Annotated in this window: 15 protein-coding genes; 9 read left to right on the forward strand and 6 right to left on the reverse strand. The window is 70.3% G+C overall.

Going from position 1 to position 21,679, the window contains the following annotated elements; translation table 11 throughout:
• Positions 1-14 precede the first annotated feature (14 nt).
• From cobT to OO69_RS52080, 3 genes are all read left to right on the forward strand, one after another.
• On the forward strand, positions 15-1,145 hold the full coding sequence (cobT, locus tag OO69_RS31020; protein WP_033284166.1) for a nicotinate-nucleotide--dimethylbenzimidazole phosphoribosyltransferase: 1,131 nt from the start codon (positions 15-17) through the stop codon (positions 1,143-1,145).
• An 80-nt stretch (positions 1,146-1,225) separates the two neighbouring features.
• Positions 1,226-2,992 carry a phosphatidylglycerol lysyltransferase domain-containing protein gene (locus OO69_RS31025; protein ID WP_033284167.1) on the forward strand — a complete coding sequence of 589 codons (1,767 nt, stop codon included), beginning with the start codon at positions 1,226-1,228 and terminating at the stop codon, positions 2,990-2,992.
• The gene (locus tag OO69_RS52080) at positions 2,989-3,675 is read left to right on the forward strand and encodes a hypothetical protein (RefSeq protein ID WP_033284168.1); all 687 of its coding nucleotides are present in this window, start codon (positions 2,989-2,991) and stop codon (positions 3,673-3,675) included. Before OO69_RS31025 ends, OO69_RS52080 begins: the two co-directional genes overlap by 4 nt.
• A 112-nt stretch (positions 3,676-3,787) precedes the next feature.
• On the opposite strand, the gene OO69_RS31035 is transcribed toward OO69_RS52080, so the two are convergent.
• The gene (locus OO69_RS31035; RefSeq protein ID WP_033284169.1) at positions 3,788-4,555 is read right to left on the reverse strand and encodes a hypothetical protein; all 768 of its coding nucleotides are present in this window, start codon (positions 4,553-4,555) and stop codon (positions 3,788-3,790) included.
• 60 nt (positions 4,556-4,615) lie between these two features.
• On the opposite strand from OO69_RS31035, the gene OO69_RS31040 reads away from it, so the two are divergent.
• The gene (locus tag OO69_RS31040; RefSeq protein WP_033284170.1) at positions 4,616-5,392 is read left to right on the forward strand and encodes an adenosylcobinamide-GDP ribazoletransferase; all 777 of its coding nucleotides are present in this window, start codon (positions 4,616-4,618) and stop codon (positions 5,390-5,392) included.
• A 66-nt stretch (positions 5,393-5,458) separates the two neighbouring features.
• Here the strand turns inward: OO69_RS31040 and OO69_RS31045 are convergent, their stop codons facing one another.
• The 5 genes from OO69_RS31045 to OO69_RS31065 all read right to left on the reverse strand — a co-directional run bounded on the left by OO69_RS31045 (position 5,459) and on the right by OO69_RS31065 (position 12,019).
• Positions 5,459-6,256, reverse strand: a complete 798-nt coding sequence (locus OO69_RS31045) for an endo alpha-1,4 polygalactosaminidase (protein ID WP_033284171.1) — start codon at positions 6,254-6,256, stop codon at positions 5,459-5,461.
• Complete coding sequence (locus OO69_RS31050; RefSeq protein ID WP_033284172.1) at positions 6,253-6,903, reverse strand: spherulation-specific family 4 protein; 651 nt, start codon at positions 6,901-6,903, stop codon at positions 6,253-6,255. The genes OO69_RS31045 and OO69_RS31050 overlap by 4 nt, the downstream gene beginning before the upstream one ends.
• Positions 6,900-8,363 (reverse strand): hypothetical protein, encoded by a 1,464-nt coding sequence (locus OO69_RS31055; protein ID WP_033284173.1) that lies wholly within the window; start codon positions 8,361-8,363, stop codon positions 6,900-6,902. Before OO69_RS31055 ends, OO69_RS31050 begins: the two co-directional genes overlap by 4 nt.
• The gene (pelF, locus tag OO69_RS31060) at positions 8,360-9,886 is read right to left on the reverse strand and encodes a GT4 family glycosyltransferase PelF (protein WP_033284174.1); all 1,527 of its coding nucleotides are present in this window, start codon (positions 9,884-9,886) and stop codon (positions 8,360-8,362) included. The genes OO69_RS31055 and pelF overlap by 4 nt, the downstream gene beginning before the upstream one ends.
• A 105-nt stretch (positions 9,887-9,991) precedes the next feature.
• The gene (locus OO69_RS31065) at positions 9,992-12,019 is read right to left on the reverse strand and encodes a hypothetical protein (protein ID WP_033284175.1); all 2,028 of its coding nucleotides are present in this window, start codon (positions 12,017-12,019) and stop codon (positions 9,992-9,994) included.
• Between the two features lie 354 nt (positions 12,020-12,373).
• On the opposite strand from OO69_RS31065, the gene OO69_RS31070 reads away from it, so the two are divergent.
• From OO69_RS31070 to aceE, 5 genes are all read left to right on the forward strand, one after another.
• Entirely contained in the window at positions 12,374-13,891 is a 1,518-nt protein-coding gene (locus OO69_RS31070; protein WP_033284176.1) for a leucyl aminopeptidase, read from the forward strand.
• A gap of 302 nt (positions 13,892-14,193) precedes the next feature.
• Positions 14,194-15,582: a dihydrolipoyl dehydrogenase gene (gene lpdA / locus OO69_RS31075; protein ID WP_033284177.1), complete on the forward strand. Its 1,389-nt coding sequence runs from the start codon at positions 14,194-14,196 to the stop codon at positions 15,580-15,582.
• A gap of 57 nt (positions 15,583-15,639) precedes the next feature.
• Complete coding sequence (gene sucB / locus OO69_RS31080; RefSeq protein WP_033284178.1) at positions 15,640-17,457, forward strand: 2-oxoglutarate dehydrogenase, E2 component, dihydrolipoamide succinyltransferase; 1,818 nt, start codon at positions 15,640-15,642, stop codon at positions 17,455-17,457.
• A 533-nt stretch (positions 17,458-17,990) separates the two neighbouring features.
• Positions 17,991-18,614: a GntR family transcriptional regulator gene (locus OO69_RS31085; protein WP_019065401.1), complete on the forward strand. Its 624-nt coding sequence runs from the start codon at positions 17,991-17,993 to the stop codon at positions 18,612-18,614.
• A 275-nt stretch (positions 18,615-18,889) separates the two neighbouring features.
• Positions 18,890-21,592, forward strand: a complete 2,703-nt coding sequence (gene aceE, locus OO69_RS31090; RefSeq protein WP_033284179.1) for a pyruvate dehydrogenase (acetyl-transferring), homodimeric type — start codon at positions 18,890-18,892, stop codon at positions 21,590-21,592.
• Positions 21,593-21,679 lie beyond the last annotated feature (87 nt).

The raw sequence follows: 21,679 nt of genomic DNA on the forward strand, positions 1-21,679 counted from the left end.
GTACTGTTCGGCGAATGAGCTCGCTTAATCTCGACGACTTCACCGATCTGATCGAGCGCCCCGACGGCGGTGTGCGCCGCGACGCGGAGGCCCGCCGCGAACGTCAGATCGTGCCGCCCGGGTCGCTGGGCCGACTCGACGACCTGGGTGAGTGGCTGGCGGCGGCGCAGGGCGCCGTGCCGGTACGGCCGGTCGAACGGCCGCGTGTGGTCTTGTTCGCGGGCGACCACGGCATCGCCGAACTCGGCGTGTCGGCCCGGCCGGCGGGCAGCGCCGGGGAGTTGGTGCGGTCGGTGCTGGAGGGCGGCAGCCCGGCGGCGGTGCTCGCCAGGCGGCTCGGGGTGCCGGTGCGGATCGTGGACATGGGCCTGGACTGCGATCCCAGCGCGCTGCCGGACGCGGTCGTGAAGCACCGCGTACGGCGGGGCAGCGGGCGTATCGACATCGAGGACGCGCTGACGCTGGAGGAGGCGACGGCCGCGTTCGAGGCGGGAGTCGCCGTAGCGAACGAGGAGGCCGACTCCGGTACCGATCTGGTGGTCCTCGGCGATGTGAGCGTCGGCGGTACGACGCCTGCCTCCGTGCTGATCGCCGCGCTGTGCGGCACCGATGCCTCTGTCGTCACCGGGCGGGGCGGCCTCGCGATCGACGACCTGGCGTGGATGCGCAAGTGCGCGGCGATCCGGGACGCGCTGCGGCGGGCCCGGCCGGTGCTGGGCGACCAGTTGCAGCTCCTCGCGACGGTGGGCGGGGCCGACCTCGCCGCGATGACCGGGTTCCTGCTGCAGAGCGCCGTACGGAAACTGCCGGTGATCCTGGACGGCGTCGTGGCCGCCGCGTGCGCGCTGGTGGGTCAGCGGGTCGCGTTCCGGGCGCCGGACTGGTGGCTCGCCGGGCAGAACAGCGGCGAGCCGGGCCAGGCGAAGGCCCTGGACCGGATGGCCCTGGAGCCCCTCCTCGACCACGGCGTGACGGTGGGAGAAGGCGCGGGCGCGCTGCTCGCCCTGCCGCTGGTGCAGGCCGCGGCGGCGCTGGCCGCCGAACTCCCGCTCAAGCCGGAGGAGTTGGACGAGTCCACCGAGCCGGCGGAGTCCGCGGAGGACGAGAAGCCCGTCGATCTCGCGGTGGAGAACTCCGAGGAGTGATGGGGCCCGGTCGTCGCGGCGGCCGTTGCGGCGGCGGATAAGAACCGTTCGTCGCGACAACGCCCATATGATCCTCCTTCATGGGAGATGTCCGGGTCGGGCCCGTTCAGGAACGTCATAGCTCAGGCGCCTCGCGGCGGGCCGCGGCCTTCGCCGTCTGGTATCTGCGGGCCGTCGCGTTCATCAACTTCCTCAGCGCGGCGTGGGTTTCGCTGGGGCAGGACGTACGACGGCACAACCAGGAGAACTTCTTCACGCCGTACCTGCTGACGGCAGGCTTCGCGTCCGGGGTGTTCACGGCGTTCCTCGCCATCACCATGCGGCGCCGCAAACGCGCCGCGTGGATCCTGAACCTGGTGGTCAGCGGGCTGTTCCTGGCGCTGTTCGGGTTCGCGATGTCGTTCCAGGAGATCCGCCAGTACCCGCAGAACTGGATCTCCCTGGTGCTGACCGCGGCCTTCGTCGGCGCACTCGTCGTGGGGCGGCGGGAGTTCTACGCGAAGGGCGACCGGTCCAACCCCCGGCTCGCCGCCGTCGTCGCCGTCGGCGGCACCCTGGTCGCCTCACTGCTCGCCGCGCTGCTGGTGACGGTCACCAACCAGGCGCACGACGCGTCCCGTTCGACCTTCGTGGAGCGCTGGCGCTACGGCGCCTTCCGGCTGGTGTCCATCGCCGCCCCGGAGAATCGCTTCCCCGGCATCTGGACCCCGAACTGGGTCAACGTCGTCATCAACGTGCTCAGCACGGTCCTCGTCCTCGGCGTGTTCTACGCCGCGTTCCGCTCCCGGCGCGCCGTCGACCCGCTCACCGAGGACGACGAGAAGAAGCTGCGGGCGCTCCTTGAACGGCAGGGCGAGCGGGACTCGCTCGGGTACTTCGCGCTGCGCCGGGAGAAGAGCGTGGTGTGGTCGCCGACCGGCAAGGCGGCCGTCGCGTACCGCGTGGTGGGCGGGGTGTCGCTGGCCTCCGGTGACCCGATCGGGGACCCGGAGGCGTGGCCCGGCGCGATCGAGCCGTGGCTCGCGGAGGCGCGGGTTCACGGGTGGATCCCGGCCGTCATGGGCGCGAGCGAGGAGGCGGGCACCGTCTACGCGCGGCACGGGCTCGACGCCCTCGAACTCGGGGACGAGGCCCTCGTCGAGGTCGCCGAGTTCACCCTCGAAGGGCGCGCCATGCGGACCGTGCGGCAGGCCTACAACCGGGTGAAGCGGGCCGGGTACACCGTGCGGATCCGGCGGCACGAGGACATTCCCGCCGAGGAGATGGCGTATCTGCTGAAGCGCGCCGACGACTGGCGCGACGGAGCCACGGAGCGTGGGTTCAGCATGGCGCTCGGGCGGCTCGGGGACCCCGACGACGGGCGGTGCGTGATGCTCGAATGCACCGACGGGGAGGGCGAGTTGAGGGCGGTGCTGTCCTTCGTGCCGTGGGGGCCGCACGGACTGTCGTTGGACCTGATGCGGCGCGACCGCGACTCCGACAACGGGCTGATGGAGTTCATGGTGATCGAACTCCTGCGCCGCGCCCAGGAGATCGGGATCACCCAGGTATCGCTCAACTTCGCCATGTTCCGGTCGGTCTTCGAACGTGGGGCGCGGATCGGTGCCGGGCCGGTGCTGCGGCTGTGGAGGTCACTCCTCAGCTTCTTCTCGCGCTGGTGGCAGATCGAGTCGCTGTACCGCGCCAACGCCAAGTACCGGCCCATCTGGGAACCCCGGTTCCTGCTCTTCGAGAAGAGCGCGGACCTGTTGCGCATCGGCCTCGCGGCGGCGCGCGCGGAGGGGTTCCTGGAGGCGCCGGGCCTGCCGAAGTGGCTGCACCGCAAGCACCTGGAGACGCACAGATGAACCGCCTCGCCCGCTGGGCCCGCGCCGAATGGGGACTGCTCTACGTCACCGTGCGCGAGCCGCTGCTGAAGCGGCACTGGCGGGCGATCCCGATGACGATCGGGGCGGTGCTGCTGACCGCGGTGCTGCAGTTCGTGCAGAACCAGTCCTGGGGCTACCAGTTCGTGCAGGACACGGGCGCGGTAAGGGCCGTGGACCCGCTGTGGCTGGCCCTCCTCCGCACCCCCCTGTCCCTTTTCGTGCCCGCGTTGGACCTCCCCGTGTGGGGCGCCCTCGCCCAGATCCTCTTCGTGTTCGGCATCGCGGAGATCGCCCTCGGCCGCTGGCGCACGCTCGTCATCGCCTACGCCGCGACCCTCGCCGGCACGCTGTACGCGCGCCTGGGCATCTGGCTCGGCTTCGACAACCCCTTCGGGCTGCCCAGCTCCGACCGGCTGGTGGTGGACACCGGTCCCTCGGCCGCCGTGGTCGGCCTCGCGGTGTTCGTCGCGTGGCGCTACGGCGCGTACGCGACGGCGCTGGCGGTGACCGGGGCGATGGCGATCGAGGTGATGCTGAAGGGCAACCTCGCCGGGAAGGAGCATCTCGCGGCGATCATCGCGGTGGGGGTGCTGTGCCTGGCTTCGGCGGTGCGGCACCGGCGGGGTGGCTTTGGGCCGGCGTCGGGTAGGCGGTCACGGTGAGGCCGTCCCGGCCGCCCCGGGGACCCTTCTCCCGGAAAGTGTGACAGTTTTTCGGAAAGTGACACACTTTCCGCGACATGGGTCCCTCCCCCGGCGATCCGCCCCCTCCTCCTCACCGCCGCCCGGGAATCCGTACCGGCTCCGGATCCGGCTTGCCCCCGATCCAGTCCTGGAGAGCACGGCGGGGCCCCGCCCAGCGGCGGTCGTGGTGGTAGGCGCGGAGGGTGGAACGGGCTCGGGCGCGGTGACGGCGGTTGCGGTAGAAGCGCTTGGCCCAGGGGGAACCCGGGCGGGCCAGGCGGATCGCGCCGACGAAGGCGACCAGCGGGACGAGGATGCCGAAGACCGCGGTGCGGGCCTTGCCCTTGCTCAGCGCGATGAGGGAGAACAGGAAGTTCACGGCGACGCTGACGATCACGCCGGCGCGGTCGTGTAGTTCGGAGGCGCTGAGGTCGTTGACGCCGAAGGGCGAGAAGCCGGCGAGCACGAAGCCGACCAGGGCCGCCGTGAGCACCACCGCCTCGACGCTCTTGCGGCCCGCCTCGGTCCAGTACACGTCGTCGAGGTAGAGGATCAGCGCGAACTCGTCCAGGACCAGGCCCGCGCCCATCCCGAAGACGATCGCGAAGAGCGCCGATCCGACGCCGTAGCGGGTGCTGGCCACGGCGCCGAAGCCGCCGATCACGGTGAGGACCACGCCCGGGACGACGTGGTGGATGTGTACGTCGCCCGCCTTGATGTTGCCGAAGGGGCCCTTGCCGGCGCGGATCAGGCGGGTGATGACCCGGGTGATGAGGAAGGTCAGGACGAAGGCGGTCAGCGCGAGGAGGAGCGGGAGTTTGCCCGGCTCGACGATGTTGCGGTGCAGCCAATGTCCCATATGCGCACTTTAGCCACGGCCCGCTCGGGCGCCCTCTCGATCGGCGGGTAATCTGCGCCGGTGTCCAAGACCTCGCCCCTTGACGGCCTCCGCTTCGCGTTCGGCACGCTGACTGTTCTTCCGGTCAGGGTGACCCGCTGGGATCGGGAGGCCGCGCGTGCGGGGATGCTGGCGGCGCCGGTCGTGGGAGTGGTCGTCGGTGGGTGTGCGGCCGGGGTTGGGCTGCTGCTTCTGGTGCTCGGCGCGAGTCCGTTGCTTGCCGCCGTCGGGAGCGTGGCCGTGCCTGCGGTTCTCACTCGGGGGCTGCATCTGGACGGGCTCGCGGATACCGCCGATGGGCTGGGCAGCGGGAAACCCGCCGAGGATGCGCTGCGGATCATGAAGCAGTCGGACATCGGGCCGTTCGGGGTGCTCGCTCTTGTTTTTGTGGTGCTGGGGCAGGTGGCGGCGCTCTCCCAGCTCTACGGCGACTCGTGGGCGCGGGGTGCGGTTGGGGCCGTTGTCTCGGGGGTCGCGGCTCGGCTGGCGCTGACGTCGGCCGCGCGGGCGGGGGTGCCTGCGGCTCGGCCTGAGGGGTTGGGGGCGGCGGTCGCGGGGGTGGTTCCGGTTGCGGGGGCGCTGGGGGTGGCGGTGGGTTTCGTTGCCGTCGGGGAGGCGTGCGGGTTGGCTCTGGGGGTGTACGGGGTCGCTCGGGCGTTCGTCGTCGCCCTGGTCGTTGCTGAGCTTCTTCTGCGGCACTGTCGGCGGCGGTTTGGTGGGGTCACTGGGGACGTGTTTGGGGGGCTTGCGGAGAGTGCGGCGACGGCTGCGGTCGTGATGCTTTCGCTTGGTGGGTGAGTGCGGATGCGTGGGGGCTGGTCGCGCAGTTCCCCGCGCACCTGGCGGAACTGCTCTCAGGCTTGTTCAACAGGAACGGCGCCATGCTCCCAGCTCGGGCTTCTTCAGTAGTGAACTCAGCTTCAAGTGACGGGAGTCGGGGCAGAAGCGGGCTGTCGGGAGGTCGTACTCGACGTGGAAGACGGCCTTGTTCGCCTTGATGAACGGGGTCAGGGTGTCGCACTCGTCGTACTGGGCGCACTGTTCGTTGACCGCGAAGTCGAAGTCGCTTACCAGGGCCGGGATTTGGTCCAGGTCGTTCTTCAGGCCGACGGACATGCCTCGGGCGTGGGACAGCTTGGCGATCAGGCGGTTGTAGCGGAGTTGGTCGGCGGCCTTGAGGGGGAAGCCGGTGTCGTTCCGGTAGCCGTCCATGTTGTCGGGCTCCACCGCGTCGAAGCCCTTCTCCTTGCACATGTCGAGGCGGGCCTCCATCAACGGCTCCAGGACGTCCGTGCGGCGGATGTCCAGCCAGCGTTCGCCCTTCCAGCCGTTGCCCTTGCCCAGGACCGACTTGGGGAACTTCTCGGCGTCGGGGCGGAAGTCCTCCCAGGCGCCGGTGGAGAGGTAGCAGATGACCTTGCGGCCCTTGGCGTGCAGCGCGGTCACCGTCGCCTTGGAGTGGTCGAAGCCGTCGATGTCGTAGACCGGCACGTCGACGGAGGTGTCCAGGCGGCCGCTCAGTTGCCACTGCCAGGCCACCCCCGGGCGGGGTTGCCAGCGCGCCCCCGAGTCCGGGGTGGGGGTTGGCTTCTCGTCGGAGGTCGACGTGCAGCCCGCGAGGAGCAGGAGGAGCAGGGCTGGCAGCAGGGTGGGGCGTCTCACTGAACGGGCTCCAGGGTGTGGGGCAAAGTACCCCACGGATGATCTCCTACGCCCGGTACCGCGCAGTGCACCGAGGCCCCTCGGGCTCGGGCCTCCGCTTCGAAGGCGACGTCGGGCGGGACGCCGTAGACGAGGTGGCCGAAGCGGATTCCTGTGGTGCCGCGCCAGGATTGGGGCGGTAGTCGGCGGTACGTCGTCCAGGGGCCCTCGAAGGTCACGAGGACGTCGGCTATGCGGGCGTACGACGGGTGCGGGGTCGTGCCGTGGTTCAGGACCAGCGTGGCGCAGCCTGTGCCCCAGGCGGCCGTGGCGATGCGCTGGTAGTGCCTGAACTCCTTCTGGCCTGCCGCCACTTGGTCCAGGAAGGCACCGTCCGTGCCGTACCAGTCCCGGTAGTGCGTCAGGTCCTTCACTACGTCCGCGTACGGGCGGCGGCCGTAGTCCGTGTCCGTGTAGCCGAGCAACCTCACCTCCGCCGCGCGGAGTTGGGAGGCCACCTCGGCGAAGGCCGGGTCCGGGGCTTCGCCGGGGCCGCTGGCCGGGTTGAGGACCACGGCGTAGAGGCGGGGGGCCGCCGCCACGATCGCGGCCCATTCCGCGGGGCGGATGGTCGGGTGTTCGTAGTACGGGACCAGCAGTTGGCTCATCGGTGGGCCGTCACTCTGCCCAACAGGGCGCAGATCAGGGCGGCTTGGACCAGGGCCGCGGTGCCGTTCACGTACAGGGCGATCCAGTGTGGGCCGGCCGCGTGGGTGAGGAGGGCCAAGGTTTGGGCCGCTGCCGCCGTGCAGCAGATCGCTGCCGCGCCTATGACCGCGCCGAAGGACTGCAGGAGCAGGCCCGTCCACAGGACCGTGCCGAGGAGGAGCAGGGCGGCGAGGCTTACTCCGTTGAGGGCGGGGGTGTGGGGCCAGAGGGTGGTTGCGAGGAGGGTCAGGGCGGAGAGGGCGGCCAGGTAGGCGGTCAGGCAGAGGGTGAGGGTTGTGCCTGTTGTGCGCCAGAAGGCTTTTGGGGTGCGGCTGTTGCGTAGGCCGGTGAGGCTGCCGCTGCGGAAGCGGTAGAGGAGCCATTCGGCTGGGCCCATGCTCAGGGTCAGGGCGACTGCGGCGACCGCGCTGCCGCTCAGGGCGGCGTAGAGGACGAGGGCGCCGCTGCCTAGGCCGAACAGGGCGTAGGGGAGGGAGGCTGTCAGTCGGGGGGACATTGTTGTTTTTTGTCTGCGGGTGCGTGGGGGCTGGTCGCGCCCACGCGGCGGTAGCCGCAAATTAAATACAGCCCCGCGCCCCTTGAGGGCGAGCCGGCCGTGGCCTACTTCGAGTTGAGCCAGTATCACTACCGCCAATAGGGAGCCCGGCAGCAAGGTCAGTCTCAGCGCGTCCGGAATCGGCTGAAGCATGGCCACGACCGCGACCGCCGTCATCGGCAACAGGCTTGCCAGCAGGGCTCGTTCGCGGCCCATGACCAGCAGGACCGTGGCTGCGCCCAGGTAGCAGGATTGGCCTGCGGCGAACGCTACGGCCGCCGGGTGGGCCGTGCCCGCTACCGCGAGGGCTACCGCTGCGCCCAGGAGTGCGCCCAAGGGGGCGCCGGTGAGGAGGCTGTGGCGGGCCGCCGGTTTGTCGCCCAGGCCGAGCCAGGAGTACGCGCGGTGGGCCAGGCCCTGGTTCCAGGTCCAGCCGACCAGGGCGCTTGCCAGGAGGGGGACGGTGCCTGCGAGGAGGGGGGCGCCCAGGACGTAGCCGAAGCCGGGGAGGGCGAAGACGACGCCTCTCAACAGGCAGCCGAGCAGGCCTACTTGCCAGGGGTCGTGGACGGGGCCGTCCGGTTCGGGGAAGCGGCGGGTTACGCGTTCGTACAACTCCTCCGCCAGGGCGAAGGAGTTCTTGACGCCGTAGCGCTCGCGTATCTGGTCGTCCGACATTCCGTCGGATTCGAGGAGGGCCGCTATCTCGTCGGGGTGCACGGCCGCGGCGACGAACTCGTCGAGGCGGTCGGCGAGTTCGTCGATCGGGTCGGGTTCGGCCCAGCTCGGGGAGGGGCGTTGCCTGGGGATGCCGGGGACGGTGTCCGAACTCGCCCCCGGCGGCAGCCAGATGGAACCTGTCACCAGTCCGTCCCGTCCGTGGCGACTGCCTTGTACCACGGATCGCGCAGTTCGGCGGTCCAGTCGGCGACGGTCTCGACCGTGGGCTCGTACACCTCGGGGCGGCCCGCGAGCTCCTGGTAAATAGTCCGGAAATTATCCACCGACCGACGCAACGTAAAACGCTCGATAACCCTCTGGCGGGACAACTCCCCCAATTTCAGGCGGCGTTCGTCGTCACGGAGGAGGGTGAGGGCGGCGGCGGCCATCTTCTCCGGCTCGCGCGGCGGGACGACGAGGCCGGTGTCGCCGACGGCCTCGCTCACTCCGCCGACGTCCGTCGAGACGGTCGTACGGCCACAGGACATGGCCTCGATGATGGAGAAGGGGAAGCCTTCGGAGATCGAGGACAGCATGACCACGTGACCGGCCGCGTACGCGCGCCAGACCTCGCTGATGCGTCCCTCGAAGGTGACGCCGTCGGTGACGCCCAACTCGGCCGCGAGCTTCTCGAGTTTGGTGCGGTAGGCCTCGCCGCCGGCCGGGACCGGGCCGAACAACCGCAGCCTGGTTTCCGGGAGTTCGGCACGGACGGCCGCATACGCGCGTAGAAGTGTTTCAAGATCCTTGATGGGGTCCACGCGGCCGCACCAGGAGAGGGTGGGGATCTCCGGTTCGGGGCCCGCGTGCGGGAAGGCGGCCGGGTCGACGCCGTTGTAGACCGTGCGGATCTTGTCGGCGTCGGCGCCGCCGCGCTCCTCCCAGCGGCGGTTGTACTGGTTGCACGGGGTGATCAGGTCGGCGGCCTTGTACCCGTGGGAGTTCAGCTCGCGGTAGAAGCCGAGCATGAACGCCTTCACCGGCCAGCGCTGGCCGTCGCGGCGGTAGCCGAGGTAGCGCTCGCGCAGGTAGATGCCGTGCTCGGTGAGGAGGAAGGGCACTCCGTCGAGCTTCTTCGCGGCCAGCGCGGGCAGCGTCGCCAGGCCGCTGCTGACGGCGTGGGCGACACAGTCCTCGGGGATGCGGACGCCGAGCGGGCGAAGTGCGTGCTCCAGCAGGTCCGTCGCGGTGAGCGCGTCGTGAACTGTGGGACGGGCGGCGGCCGTTGCCAGGTGCGGCATCGTCCATATCCACATCAGCGAGCGCAGCGCCGTCTCGGTGCGCAGGGCCGCCGACAGGCGTCCCTGGCGGGCGAGTTGGGCCAGCTCGTAGAGGCTCTCGCCGAAGTCGCAGTGCGCCTCGGGGTCGAGGAAGGAGAGCAGGAACCGCTCGTAGGAGTCGACGAAGCGGCGGCGGGCGGCGCCGTACAGGCCGTGCCGGTGGCGGCCCGGGCGCGGGCCCCAGGTCGGGACGGACGTGTGCCGGTAGGCGTTGGACGGCAGCTCCCAGGTCACGGGTTCGCGACCGCTGCCGGTGAGCGACAGGATGTGGAAGTCGACCTCGGGCATGCCCTTGACGAGCTGGTCGCACCAGGTGCTGACCCCGCCGTGGACGTGCGGATAGGTGCCTTCGGTGAGCATGGTGACATGACGGCCTGTACGCATCATGCGAGTTCCCCCCTGCGGAACTGTTGACGGCTCTGGGGCGCACCCCGGCCGGTCTGTGGGGGGCCGGGGTACGCGTGATGGCTGGCTGCGCTGCGAGTCGTGGGGTCAGGCGGGCAGGTTCAGCGTGAGAGCGGTCTGCGTAAGCTCCGGCGTGGTCCAGGCCGAGCGCTCTCCCGCGTACGGCGTCCCGAACGCGGTGGTGCCGAGAGGCAGTTGCTTGGTGGTCCCTTCCGGTGCGGTCAACGGGATCTGGATCCCTGTGGGGGCGTTGACGGTGACGGTGGTGCCGATCCGGTAGGCCTCGACGTCGCCGTTCGTGACGGCGGTCTGCCAGGCGGCGCGGTTCTGGAGTTCGGTGCCGATCGCGCTCTCCCGCAGGTTCTCCAGCGGGGTGTTGTCGGCGAACAGCGCCTGGTATCTGGCGAGGACCTGGTCCAGGACCGGGTAGAGGACGCGGTCCTCGGCCAGGTTGGACTGGTGCGCGTAGTGCGGGAGCGGGTCGTTGCTGATGGCGTGGCCGAGGTCGGTGGCCGCCTCCTGCGGGACGATGTAGTCGTCGTAGCCGGTGGCGGTGTCCAACGGGGCTGCCAGGCAAGTGGAGTTGGGGTTGTTCTCGCAGACGCCGCTGCCGCCGTCGGCCGTGGAGGTGTAGATCCAGTTGTACTCGTCGGCCATCTCGGCCTTGGTGCCCGCGTTGTAGTACACGTTCATCGGGTAGCGGGGCACGGTGAGCGCGTCGCCGACGGCCCGCTGGTCGCTCTCGCGGGAGTGGTCGGAGGCGGTCCAGGTGATGCCGTTGTCGGCGAGGGCTCCGGCCAGGTTCGGGTTGTCGTCGGGCTGCTGCGGCAGCGTCTTGAGGCCCGAGTGCTCACCGGTGACCAGCTCGTCGCGCTCGACCGGAAGGCCGTTCGCCAGCGCCCAGTTGTAGTTGTTGGCGATCTCCGCGGAGATGTCGGCCTGGCTCATGTACTGGGTCGTACCGTCGGCGTTCTTCGCGCAGGTCCACGGCACCGTCGTCAAGTCCTGGACGCAGCCGAGGAATTCGTGTGTGTACGTGTGGTTGATCCAGCGGAAGTCGGCCTTGTCGGCGAGGAGTTGGTCGGTCAGGGCGTCCGTGCCGCCGTTCTCGCTCTTCCAGTCCTCGCCCAGGCCCGCGTTGAAGGCCAGGTCGAAGGTGAAGCCGTGGTCCTGCTCCCACTGGGCCGCGTAGGCCGCGTCGGCGGCGGTCATCCGGATCGGCGTACTGTCCGAGCCCTCGCCGGACGCGCAGTCGTAGTCGCCCGGCGTGCAGTTGAGCTCGGTGTCCCAGCGGTCGTCGGGTGCGAAGACGTCGTCGACATGCACGGAGAAATAGTTGCGCGCCTGACCGAGGTGCACGCCCTGAGTCAGCCATTCGACGATGCCGCGCGCCAACACCCGGAACTGCTGCTGGTATTGGTTGTACGCGAAGGTCAGCACCAGTTCGCGGCGCCCGTCGTGCGCGTACTCGCCGACCAGGCTGCCGCGCCCGGTGCCGCCCGGTACGGCGGTGTCGACGTAGCTCGTGAAACCGGTCCTCGGCGTGGCCACGAAGCCGTAACTCTCCTGCACGGAAGCGGAGTTGTCCTCGAACGTGAGCGGCCCGTCAAGATAGCCGAAAGAACCCGCCTTGCCGTCGGCCGTGACATCTGCCTCATGCCCGTCGAGTGCCCCGGAGTAGGCGGCGTAGTCCAGGCCGACCTCCGGGTGCGCCCATGTGTAGGCGTCGACCTGCGGGATGCCGTACGTCGTCTCGTAGGCCTCCAGCGCGGTCTGTTCCGCCGAACTCGTCCCGAACGGCGCCTCGTTGGGCAGGACGACGCCCTGGTACTTCGCGCGGGGCGTGCCGTCGACCGTGTCGCTGAGGAAAGCCGCGTCGATCGTGGGGCGGCCCGAGTCGTTCAGGTTCACAGTCGTGTACGGAATGCCCTCGCTCTTCAGCTGGGCGGCGATGGCCTCGACGGGACTGTCGCCGTTGTCCACGACGAGTACCTTGAGGTCGATGCGCGGCTCGTCGGCGGCCGACGCTCCGGGTGCCTCAAGGCCCAGCACCAGCAGCCCCGCGGCCGCCAGTAAAGCGGCCCCGGTTCTCCATCCGCGCGTTCTGTGCGCCATGTCGTCCCTCCCCCAAGCGATCCCCGCTGTGGTCATCCGGCGGAGGATCCGTGGAAATCACGCAAATCGATGAGCATGTCGCCCACATGAACCCCACGAGTGTGGCGCAGGACATCCAGGGTGAGGATCGAGAAGTGGCCACTCCGCTTCCGGTAGGTGAACCCCTCGCGGGAACAGGTGAACCCCCCGCGCGAATGAGCCACGCGACACACGCGCGTACGCTCGTCGTGGGCACTCCACCAGCCCCCTATGTCCACCACCGCCGCAGGTCGGAAATAGGGTCGGCTGTCGGGCCCGGTCGACCCACCCCGATCGACCACAGGAACTTCACACCGGAAGCGAGAATTCACCACTGTGACTGCTCTCACTCTCAGCACCGCCGCGGCGCCCGGCCTGCGGGCCGACGCGATCGTGATCGGTGTCGGCAAGGGCGGCAAGGGCCCGGTCGTCGCACCGGGCGCCGACGCCGTGGACAAGGCGTACGACGGCAGGCTCGCCGGCGTCCTGGAGACCCTGGGCGCCTCCGGTGCCGAGGGCGAGATCACGAAGCTGCCCGCACCGGCCGGCTTCAAGGCCCCGCTCGTGCTCGCGGTGGGACTCGGCGCGGAGCCCGAGGAGGGTGAGGAGTACGGCGCCGAGGCGCTGCGCCGGGCCGCCGGCGTCGCCGCCCGCGCGCTCACCGGCGCCAAGAAGGCCGCCTTCGCGCTCCCTCTCGCCGACGCCGCCGACGCCGGCGCGATCGCCGAGGGCGCGCTGCTCGGCGCGTACTCCTTCGACGCCTACAAGGGCGGCGCCAAGGACGCCAAGGGCAAGGCCCCGCTCGGCGAGGTCGCCCTGCTCGGCGGCAAGCCGCGCGACAAGGAGTACAAGGCGGCCGTAGAGCGTGCGCTCGCGGTCACCGAGGAGCTCAACCGCGCCCGCGACCTGATCAACACCCCGCCGAACGACCTCGACCCCGAGGCCTTCGCCGCCGTCGCGCAGACCGCGGCCAAGGAACACGGCATCAAGGTCGAGGTGCTCGACGAGAAGGCCCTGGAGAAGGGCGGCTACGGCGGCATCCTCGGCGTCGGCGCCGGTTCCGCGGCCGGTCCGCGGCTGGTGAAGCTGTCGTACACGCACGCGGACGCCACCAAGCACCTCGCGTTCGTCGGCAAGGGCATCACGTACGACTCGGGCGGCATCTCGCTCAAGCCGGCCGGGCACAACGAGACGATGAAGTGCGACATGAGCGGTGCGGCCGCGGTGTTCGCGGCCGTCGTCGCCGCGGCGCGTCTTGGCCTCGCGGTCAACGTCACCGGCTGGCTGGCGCTCGCCGAGAACATGCCGTCCGGCTCCGCGACGCGGCCCGGTGACGTGCTGCGGATGTACAGCGGCAAGACCGTCGAGGTGCTCAACACGGACGCGGAGGGGCGGCTCGTTCTCGCGGACGCGCTGTGGGCCGCGTCGGCGGAGAAGCCGGACGCGATCGTGGACGTGGCGACGCTGACCGGGGCGATGGTTCTTGCTCTCGGGAGCCGGACGTTCGGTGTCATGGCGAACGATGACGCGTTCCGCTCCGCGATCGTGGATGCGGCCGAGGAGGTTGGTGAGCCGTCGTGGCCGATGCCGTTGCCTGAGCACCTGCGTAAGGGGATGGACTCTCCTACCGCCGACATCGCGAACATGGGTGAGCGGATGGGGGGCGGGCTCGTCGCGGGGCTGTTCCTGCGGGAGTTCGTGGGTGAGGGGATCACCTGGGCGCACGTCGACATCGCGGGACCGGCGTTCAACGAGGGCGGGCCGTTCGGTTACACGCCCAAGGGTGGGACAGGGTCTGCGGTGCGGACGTTGGTGCGGCTTGCGGAGTTGACTGCTGCTGGGGATCTGGGCTGACGTTCGCCTAGTAGCTCGGTGCCTTGGGTGCGTGGGCGACTGCGGGACGGTCTGTGGCCGGTCGCGCAGTTCCCCGCGCCCCTGGGGGGTTGCGCCTAGGAGGTTGCAAGAGAGGCGGCGTCTCTCAAGTGAGCGTGTGGTGTCTCACACCAGGGCCCGGCGTCTCGTTGGGCCTCGACAAGTGCGAAGATGGGCTCGGCAGGACAGGGCCCCCACCACAGGGCCGAAGAAAGAGCGGCCGGACACCAGCCGCCGACCGGTCGTCGCCGACCGGCGTGGCGCACATGCATGGAGGACGTGACGTGGCGAACGACGCCAGCACCGTTTTCGACCTAGTGATCCTCGGCGGTGGTAGTGGCGGTTACGCCGCGGCGCTGCGCGGGGCCCAGCTGGGCCTGGACGTCGCCCTGATCGAGAAGGACAAGGTCGGCGGCACCTGCCTGCACCGAGGTTGCATCCCCACCAAGGCCCTGCTCCACGCGGGCGAGATCGCCGACCAGGCCCGCGAGAGCGAGCAGTTCGGCGTCAAGGCCACCTTCGAGGGCATCGACGTACCCGCCGTCCACAAGTACAAGGACGGCGTGATCTCGGGCCTGTACAAGGGACTCCAGGGTCTGATCGCATCCCGCAAGGTGCACTACATCGAGGGTGAGGGCAAGCTCTCCTCCCCCACCTCCGTCGATGTGAACGGCCAGCGCATCCAGGGCCGCCACGTCCTGCTGGCGACCGGCTCCGTGCCGAAGTCGCTGCCGGGCCTGGAGATCGACGGCAACCGGATCATCTCCTCGGACCACGCCCTCGTCCTGGACCGCGTCCCGCAGTCCGCGATCATCCTGGGCGGCGGTGTCATCGGCGTGGAGTTCGCCTCCGCGTGGAAGTCCTTCGGCGCCGACGTGACGATCATCGAGGGCCTGAAGCACCTCGCTCCTCTCGAGGACGAGAACTCCTCCAAGCTTCTTGAGCGCGCGTTCCGCAAGCGCGGCATCAAGTTCAACCTGGGCACCTTCTTCTCGAAGGCCGAGTACACCGAGAACGGTGTCAAGGTCACCCTCGCCGACGGCAAGGAGTTCGAGGCCGAGGTCCTGCTCGTCGCCGTCGGCCGCGGGCCCGTCTCCGCCGGTCTCGGCTACGAGGAGCAGGGCGTCGCGATCGACCGCGGCTACGTCACGGTCGATGAGTACATGCGGACGAACGTCCCGACCATCTCCGCCGTCGGCGACCTCGTCCCGACGCTCCAGCTCGCGCACGTCGGCTTCGCCGAGGGCATCCTGGTGGCGGAGCGTCTGGCCGGTCTGAAGACCGTTCCGATCGACTACGACGGTGTCCCCCGGGTGACGTACTGCCACCCCGAGGTCGCCTCCGTGGGCATCACCGAGGCCAAGGCCAAGGAGGTCTACGGCGCGGACAAGGTCGTCGCTCTGAAGTACAACCTCGCGGGCAACGGCAAGAGCAAGATCCTCAACACCTCGGGCGAGATCAAGCTCGTCCAGGTGAAGGACGGTGCCGTGGTCGGCGTCCACATGGTCGGCGACCGCATGGGCGAGCAGGTCGGCGAAGCCCAGCTGATCTACAACTGGGAGGCGCTGCCCGCCGAGGTCGCCCAGCTGATCCACGCCCACCCGACGCAGAACGAGGCGCTCGGCGAGGCCCACCTGGCACTGGCAGGCAAGCCTCTCCACTCCCACGACTGACCCCCTCGGTCGGACGACGACACAGACTTCCGCAATTCGTAAGGAGCAACCGAAACCATGGCGGTTTCCGTAACCCTTCCGGCGCTCGGTGAAAGCGTCACCGAGGGCACTGTCACCCGCTGGCTGAAGGCCGAGGGCGAGCGAGTAGAGGCCGACGAGCCGCTGCTCGAGGTGTCGACCGACAAGGTCGACACCGAGATCCCCTCGCCGGTCGCCGGTGTGCTGGCCTCCATCAAGGTGGCCGAGGACGAGACCGTCGAGGTCGGCGCCGAGCTGGCCGTGATCGACGACGGTACGGGCGCGCCCGCCGCGGCCCCGGCCCCGGCCGCCGAGCCCGAGGCGGCTCCGGCCCCCGAGCCCGCTCCGGCCCCGGTCGCCGAGGCCCCCGCGGCTCCGGCCGCCCCGGCCCCCGTCGCCGAGGCCCCTGCCGCTCCGGCCGGTGGCGCCACCGGTACCGACGTCGTGCTGCCCGCACTGGGCGAGTCGGTCACCGAGGGCACCGTCACCCGCTGGCTGAAGGAGGTCGGCGAGGAGGTCGCGGAGGACGAGCCCCTCCTGGAGGTCTCGACCGACAAGGTCGACACCGAGATCCCCTCCCCGGTCGCCGGCGTCCTGCTGGAGATCCTGGTCGGCGAGGACGAGACCGCCGAGGTCGGCGCCAAGCTCGCCGTCGTCGGCGCCCCGGGGGCCGCTCCGGCGGCTGCCCCGGCTCCGGCCGCGCCCGCGCCCGCTCCGGCGGCTGCCGCTCCTGCTCCGGCCCCCGCGCCGGTGGCCCCCGCGGCTCCGGTCGCACCGCCCGCCCCGGCTCCGGCGCCCGCTCCGGTCGCCGCCGCTCCGGCTCCGGTCGCCCCCGCCGCCCCGGCCCCCGCGCCGGTCGCGGCTCCGGCTCCGGTGGCCCCGGCCGCTCCGGCGCCCGCCGCCGCGCAGGCGACGGACGACGGCGCGTACGTCACCCCGCTGGTGCGCAAGCTCGCGTCCGAGAACGGCGTGGACCTGTCCACCGTCAAGGGCACCGGCGTCGGCGGCCGTATCCGCAAGCAGGACGTCATCGCCGCCGCCGAGGCAGCGAAGGCCGCCGCTGCGGCCCCGGCTCCGGCCGCTGCCGCCGCTCCGGCCGCCACCGCCAAGAAGGCCCCCGTCCTGGAGGCCTCCCCGCTCCGCGGTCAGACCGTCAAGATGCCCCGCATCCGCAAGGTCATCGGCGACAACATGGTCAAGGCGCTGCACGAGCAGGCGCAGCTGTCCTCGGTCGTCGAGGTCGACGTCACGCGCCTGATGCGGCTGCGCGGCCAGGCGAAGGACTCCTTCGCCGCGCGCGAGGGCGTCAAGCTCTCCCCGATGCCGTTCTTCGTGAAGGCGGCGGCCCAGGCGCTGAAGGCCCACCCGGCCATCAACGCCCGGATCAACGTCGAGGACGGCACGATCACCTACTTCGACACCGAGAACGTCGGTATCGCGGTGGACTCCGAGAAGGGCTTGATGACCCCGGTCATCAAGCACGCGGGCGACCTGAACATCGCCGGTATCGCCAAGGCCACCGCCGAGCTCGCGGGCAAGGTCCGGGCGAACAAGATCACCCCGGACGAGCTGTCCGGCGCGACCTTCACCATCTCCAACACCGGTTCGCGCGGCGCCCTGTTCGACACGATCATCGTGCCCCCGAACCAGGTCGCGATCCTCGGCATCGGCGCCACGGTCAAGCGCCCGGCGGTCATCGAGACCGAGGACGGCACGGTCATCGGCGTCCGCGACATGACGTACCTGACCCTCTCCTACGACCACCGCCTGGTGGACGGTGCCGACGCGGCCCGTTACCTGACGGCGGTCAAGGCGATCCTTGAGGCGGGCGAGTTCGAGGTGGAGCTCGGCCTGTAGTCAGCCGCCGCCTGGTCTGTTGTTTGTACGGTGCCCCCGTTCCGGAGACTCTCCGGGCGGGGGCACCGCGCGTTTCCGGGCGCACGGCACGCGCATACCGCCCAGCATCCCGGCGTACGATCCCGTCGTGTGCCGGCGCCGGTGTCGCCGCCGGGCAGGGCGCACAGCCGACCTCGGCCGACTCGGCCCAACTCCTGGGCGCCGTCCGGTCTCACGAAGACACGGGCGCCGCCGGGGCCGGGTGCCGGGCACGATCCGTAGCCGCGCGGCGCCCGTCGGGCCCACACGCCGGAGTGAGCGCCGGTCGACAGCCGGTCACCCCGCCGTCACCGACTCGGGACCCCACGCCCCGCTCCGAACTCCCCAGTTCATCGCGCCCCCGAAGCCCCGCAGGGCACCCGCAGGGCACCCGCGCCGACCGCCCCACCAGCGTGTAAGTCTCGTCTCACCTGCATGAAAGCGCCCCCGTGCGCCCCTCCCGAGCGGGCGTGCGGCCTTATTGTCTAAACGTCAAACGCCCTTAAGGAGCTCTCATGACCGCGCCCGTCGTCCACTCGCTGCGCGAACAGATCCGCGAGCACATCGTGGAGGGGATCGTGAGCGGACGCTGGAAGCCGGGCGAGCGGATCGTGGAGCGGCGGATCGCGACGGAGCTGGAGGTCAGCCAGACGCCGGTGCGGGAGGCATTGCGCGAGCTGGAGTCGCTGCGGCTGATCGAGTCCGCGCCGAACAAGGGCGTCCGGGTACGGAACCTGACGGCGGCCGACCTGGAGGAGAGCTACCCGGTGCGGGCCGGTCTGGAGGCCATCGCGGCGGAGCTGGCGGCGGAGAAGCTGGCCGAGGACTGCTCGGCGCTCGAACCGCACGTCGCCGCGCTGTACGAGGCCGACCGCGACGCGGACGGCACCGGCCAGGTCCGCCACACCGTCGGCTTCCACCGCGAACTGGTCCGCGCCGCCGGCAACTCCGTGCTGCTGCACACCTGGGAGGGCCTCGGCATCGAGGTCTTCACCGCCCTCTCCATCCGCTGGCTGGGCACGGTCCAGCAGTCGTACGCGGAGGAGCACGAGGAGTTGGTGGCCGCGTTCCGGCGCCGGGATCCGCGGATCGCGGAGCTGGTGAAGGCTCACGTTCTCGGCTGCGCCCCGCGTCCGTGACGCAGCCGAGCGCAGCCATGCTCACCTGCGAAAACTCGTCAGAAACCGGCGAAAAACACGGCACCCGGTGCCCCCGCAAAAGGCACGCCGTGCCGACTTTCTCGTAATCAAGATATTTTGCCCGGGAACCTTTGATCGATCATCGATCAGGGAGTTACAGTCACCGACGGGCTCCCACCACAGGGCCCGCCGCCCTGTCCTGCCAAAGACCAAGGGCACCCCCGAAATCCCCTTGCCGATGAGGGAACCCCCCTTCGACCGAGGAAGGCGGCGTTATGACCGACCCCTACGCCATCCAGCCGAGCGAGCTCGACCAGCTCCCGGACCGCGACCCCGAGGAGACCGCCGAATGGCAGGCCTCCCTGGACGCCGTCGCGAAGGCTGCCGGCCCGCACCGTGCCGCGTACCTGATGCGCCGCACGCTGGAGCGCGCGGAGGGCAACGGCGTCGCGCTGCCCAAGCTGCTTGAGACGGACTACGTCAACACCATCCCGACCGCCGCCGAGCCGTCCGCGCCCGGCGACGAGGCGCTGGAGCGCCGGATCACCGCGTGGAACCGCTGGAACGCGGCGGCCATGGTGACCCGCGGCGCGAAACACGGCGTCGGCGGCCACATCGCGACCTTCGCGTCCGCGGCCTGGCTGTACGAGACGGGCTTCAACCACTTCTTCAAGGGCAAGGAGGCGGACGGCTCCGGCGACCAGCTCTACATCCAGGGCCACGCCTCCCCCGGCATCTACGCCCGCGCCTTCCTCGACGGCCGCCTCACCGAGGCGCACCTCGACAACTTCCGCCAGGAGGCCGGCGGCAACGGCCTCCCGTCGTACCCGCACCCCCGCCGCCTGCCCTGGCTCTGGGAGTTCCCGACGGTGTCGATGGGCCTCGGTCCGCTGTCGGCGATCTACCAGGCCCGCTTCAACCGGTACCTCACCGCGCGCGGCATCAAGGACGTCTCCGAGTCGCACGTCTGGGCGTTCCTCGGCGACGGCGAGATGGACGAGCCCGAGTCGACGGCCGCCCTCGCACTGGCATCGCGCGAGGGTCTGGACAACCTGACCTTCGTCATCAACTGCAACCTCCAGCGCCTCGACGGCCCGGTCCGCGCGAACTTCAAGATCGTGCAGGAGCTGGAGGCCCAGTTCCGCGGCGCCGGCTGGAACGTCATCAAGTCGCTGTGGGGCAACGCCTGGGACGAGCTGTTCCAGCTCGACACCACGGGCGCGCTCGTACGCCGCCTGCGCGAGGTACCGGACGCCCAGGTGCAGACGTACCAGACGCGTGGCGCCGCCTACATCCGCGAGGACTTCTTCGGCACGGACCCGGCGCTCGTCGAGCTCGCGAAGCTGCTCAGCGACGACAAGATCCTCGAGTGTTTCCACCTCTCGCGCGGTGGTCACGAGGCGAACAAGGTGTACGCCGCGTACAAGGCGGCCGTAGAGCACAAGGGCGGCCCGACGGTCATCCTCGCGCAGACGGTCAAGGGCCACACGCTCGGCGAGGGTTTCGCGTCGAAGAACGCCAACCACCAGATGAAGAAGCTCTCGACGGACGAGTTCAAGCAGATGCGTGACCTGCTCGAACTCCCCATCAAGGACAGCGACTTCATCGACGGGGTCGTGCCCTACGGCCACCCCGGCGCCGACTCCCCCGAGGTCCGTTACCTCCAGGAGCGGCGTGCGGCGCTCGGCGGACCGGCCCCGGCCCGTCGTACGCACGCGCTCGCTCCGCTGCCGTCCGCCGCCGACAAGACGTTCGCGTCCTTCGACAAGGGGTCCGGCAGCCAGAACGTCGCTACGACCATGGCGTTCGTCCGGCTGGTGAAGGACCTGGTCCGCGACAAGGAGACCGGCAAGCGCTGGGTGCCGATCGTCCCGGACGAGGCGCGCACCTTCGGCATGGAGTCGCTGTTCCCGTCGCTCGGGATCTACTCCCCCAAGGGCCAGACGTACGAGCCCGTCGACCGCGACCAGCTCATGTACTACAAGGAAGCCAAGAACGGCCAGATCCTCAACGAGGGGATCACCGAGGCCGGTTCGATGGCGGACTTCATCGCCGCGTCGACGTCGTACGCGACGCACGGCGAAGCGATGATCCCCTTCTACATCTTCTACTCGATGTTCGGCTGGCAGCGCACGGCCGACCAGATGTGGCAGCTCGGCGACCAGCTCGGCCGCGGGTTCCTGGTGGGTGCCACGGCGGGCCGTACGACGCTGACGGGCGAGGGCCTTCAGCACGCGGACGGTCACTCGCCCGTGATCGCGGCGACGAATCCGGCGGCGCTGTCGTACGACCCGGCGTTCGCGTACGAGGTCGCGGCGATCGTGCGCGATGGCCTCCGCCGGATGTACGGCGAGGCCGCCCCGGGTGAGGACTCGAACGTCTTCTACTACCTCACCGTCTACAACGAGCCGATCCCCCAGCCCGCCAAGCCGGCCGGACTCGGCATCGACGAGGGCATCGTCAAGGGCCTGTACCGCTTCAACACGGCGGAGTCGGCGGGCCTTTCGCCTGCTGCCAACGCGGCGCGGATCCAGCTTCTTGGCTCCGGTACGGCGATCCACTGGGCGTTGAAGGCGCAGCGGATGCTCTCCGAGGAGTGGGGTGTGGCGGCCGACGTGTGGTCGGCGACGTCCTGGACCGAGCTGCGGCGGGACGCGTTGGACGCGGATGCGGCGTTGTTGCGGGGCGAGGAGCGGGTGCCGTACGTGCGGCAGGCGCTGCAGGGGGCCGAGGGGCCGGTGCTCGCGGTCTCCGACTACATGCGTCAGGTTCCCGACCAGATCGCGCAGTGGGTCGAGCAGGACTGGTCTTCGCTCGGCGCGGATGGCTTTGGTCTGTCGGATACGCGTGACGCGGCTCGGCGGTACTTCGGGGTCGACGCGGAGTCGATCGTCGTGGCGGCTCTTGCGCAGCTGGCGCGGCGTGGGGAAGTGAAGGCTACGGCGGTGAAGGAGGCGCGGGAGCGGTACGGCTTGTAGGGCCTGTTTTTCGCCCCCGCCGCCCCTACCCGTCCCATCCCTGGGGGCTGCCGCCCCCAGACCCCCGCTTCGGCCTGAACGGCCTCG

This window comes from Streptomyces sp. NRRL F-525, assembly GCF_000716605.1.
Classification (GTDB): Bacteria; Actinomycetota; Actinomycetes; order Streptomycetales; family Streptomycetaceae; genus Streptomyces.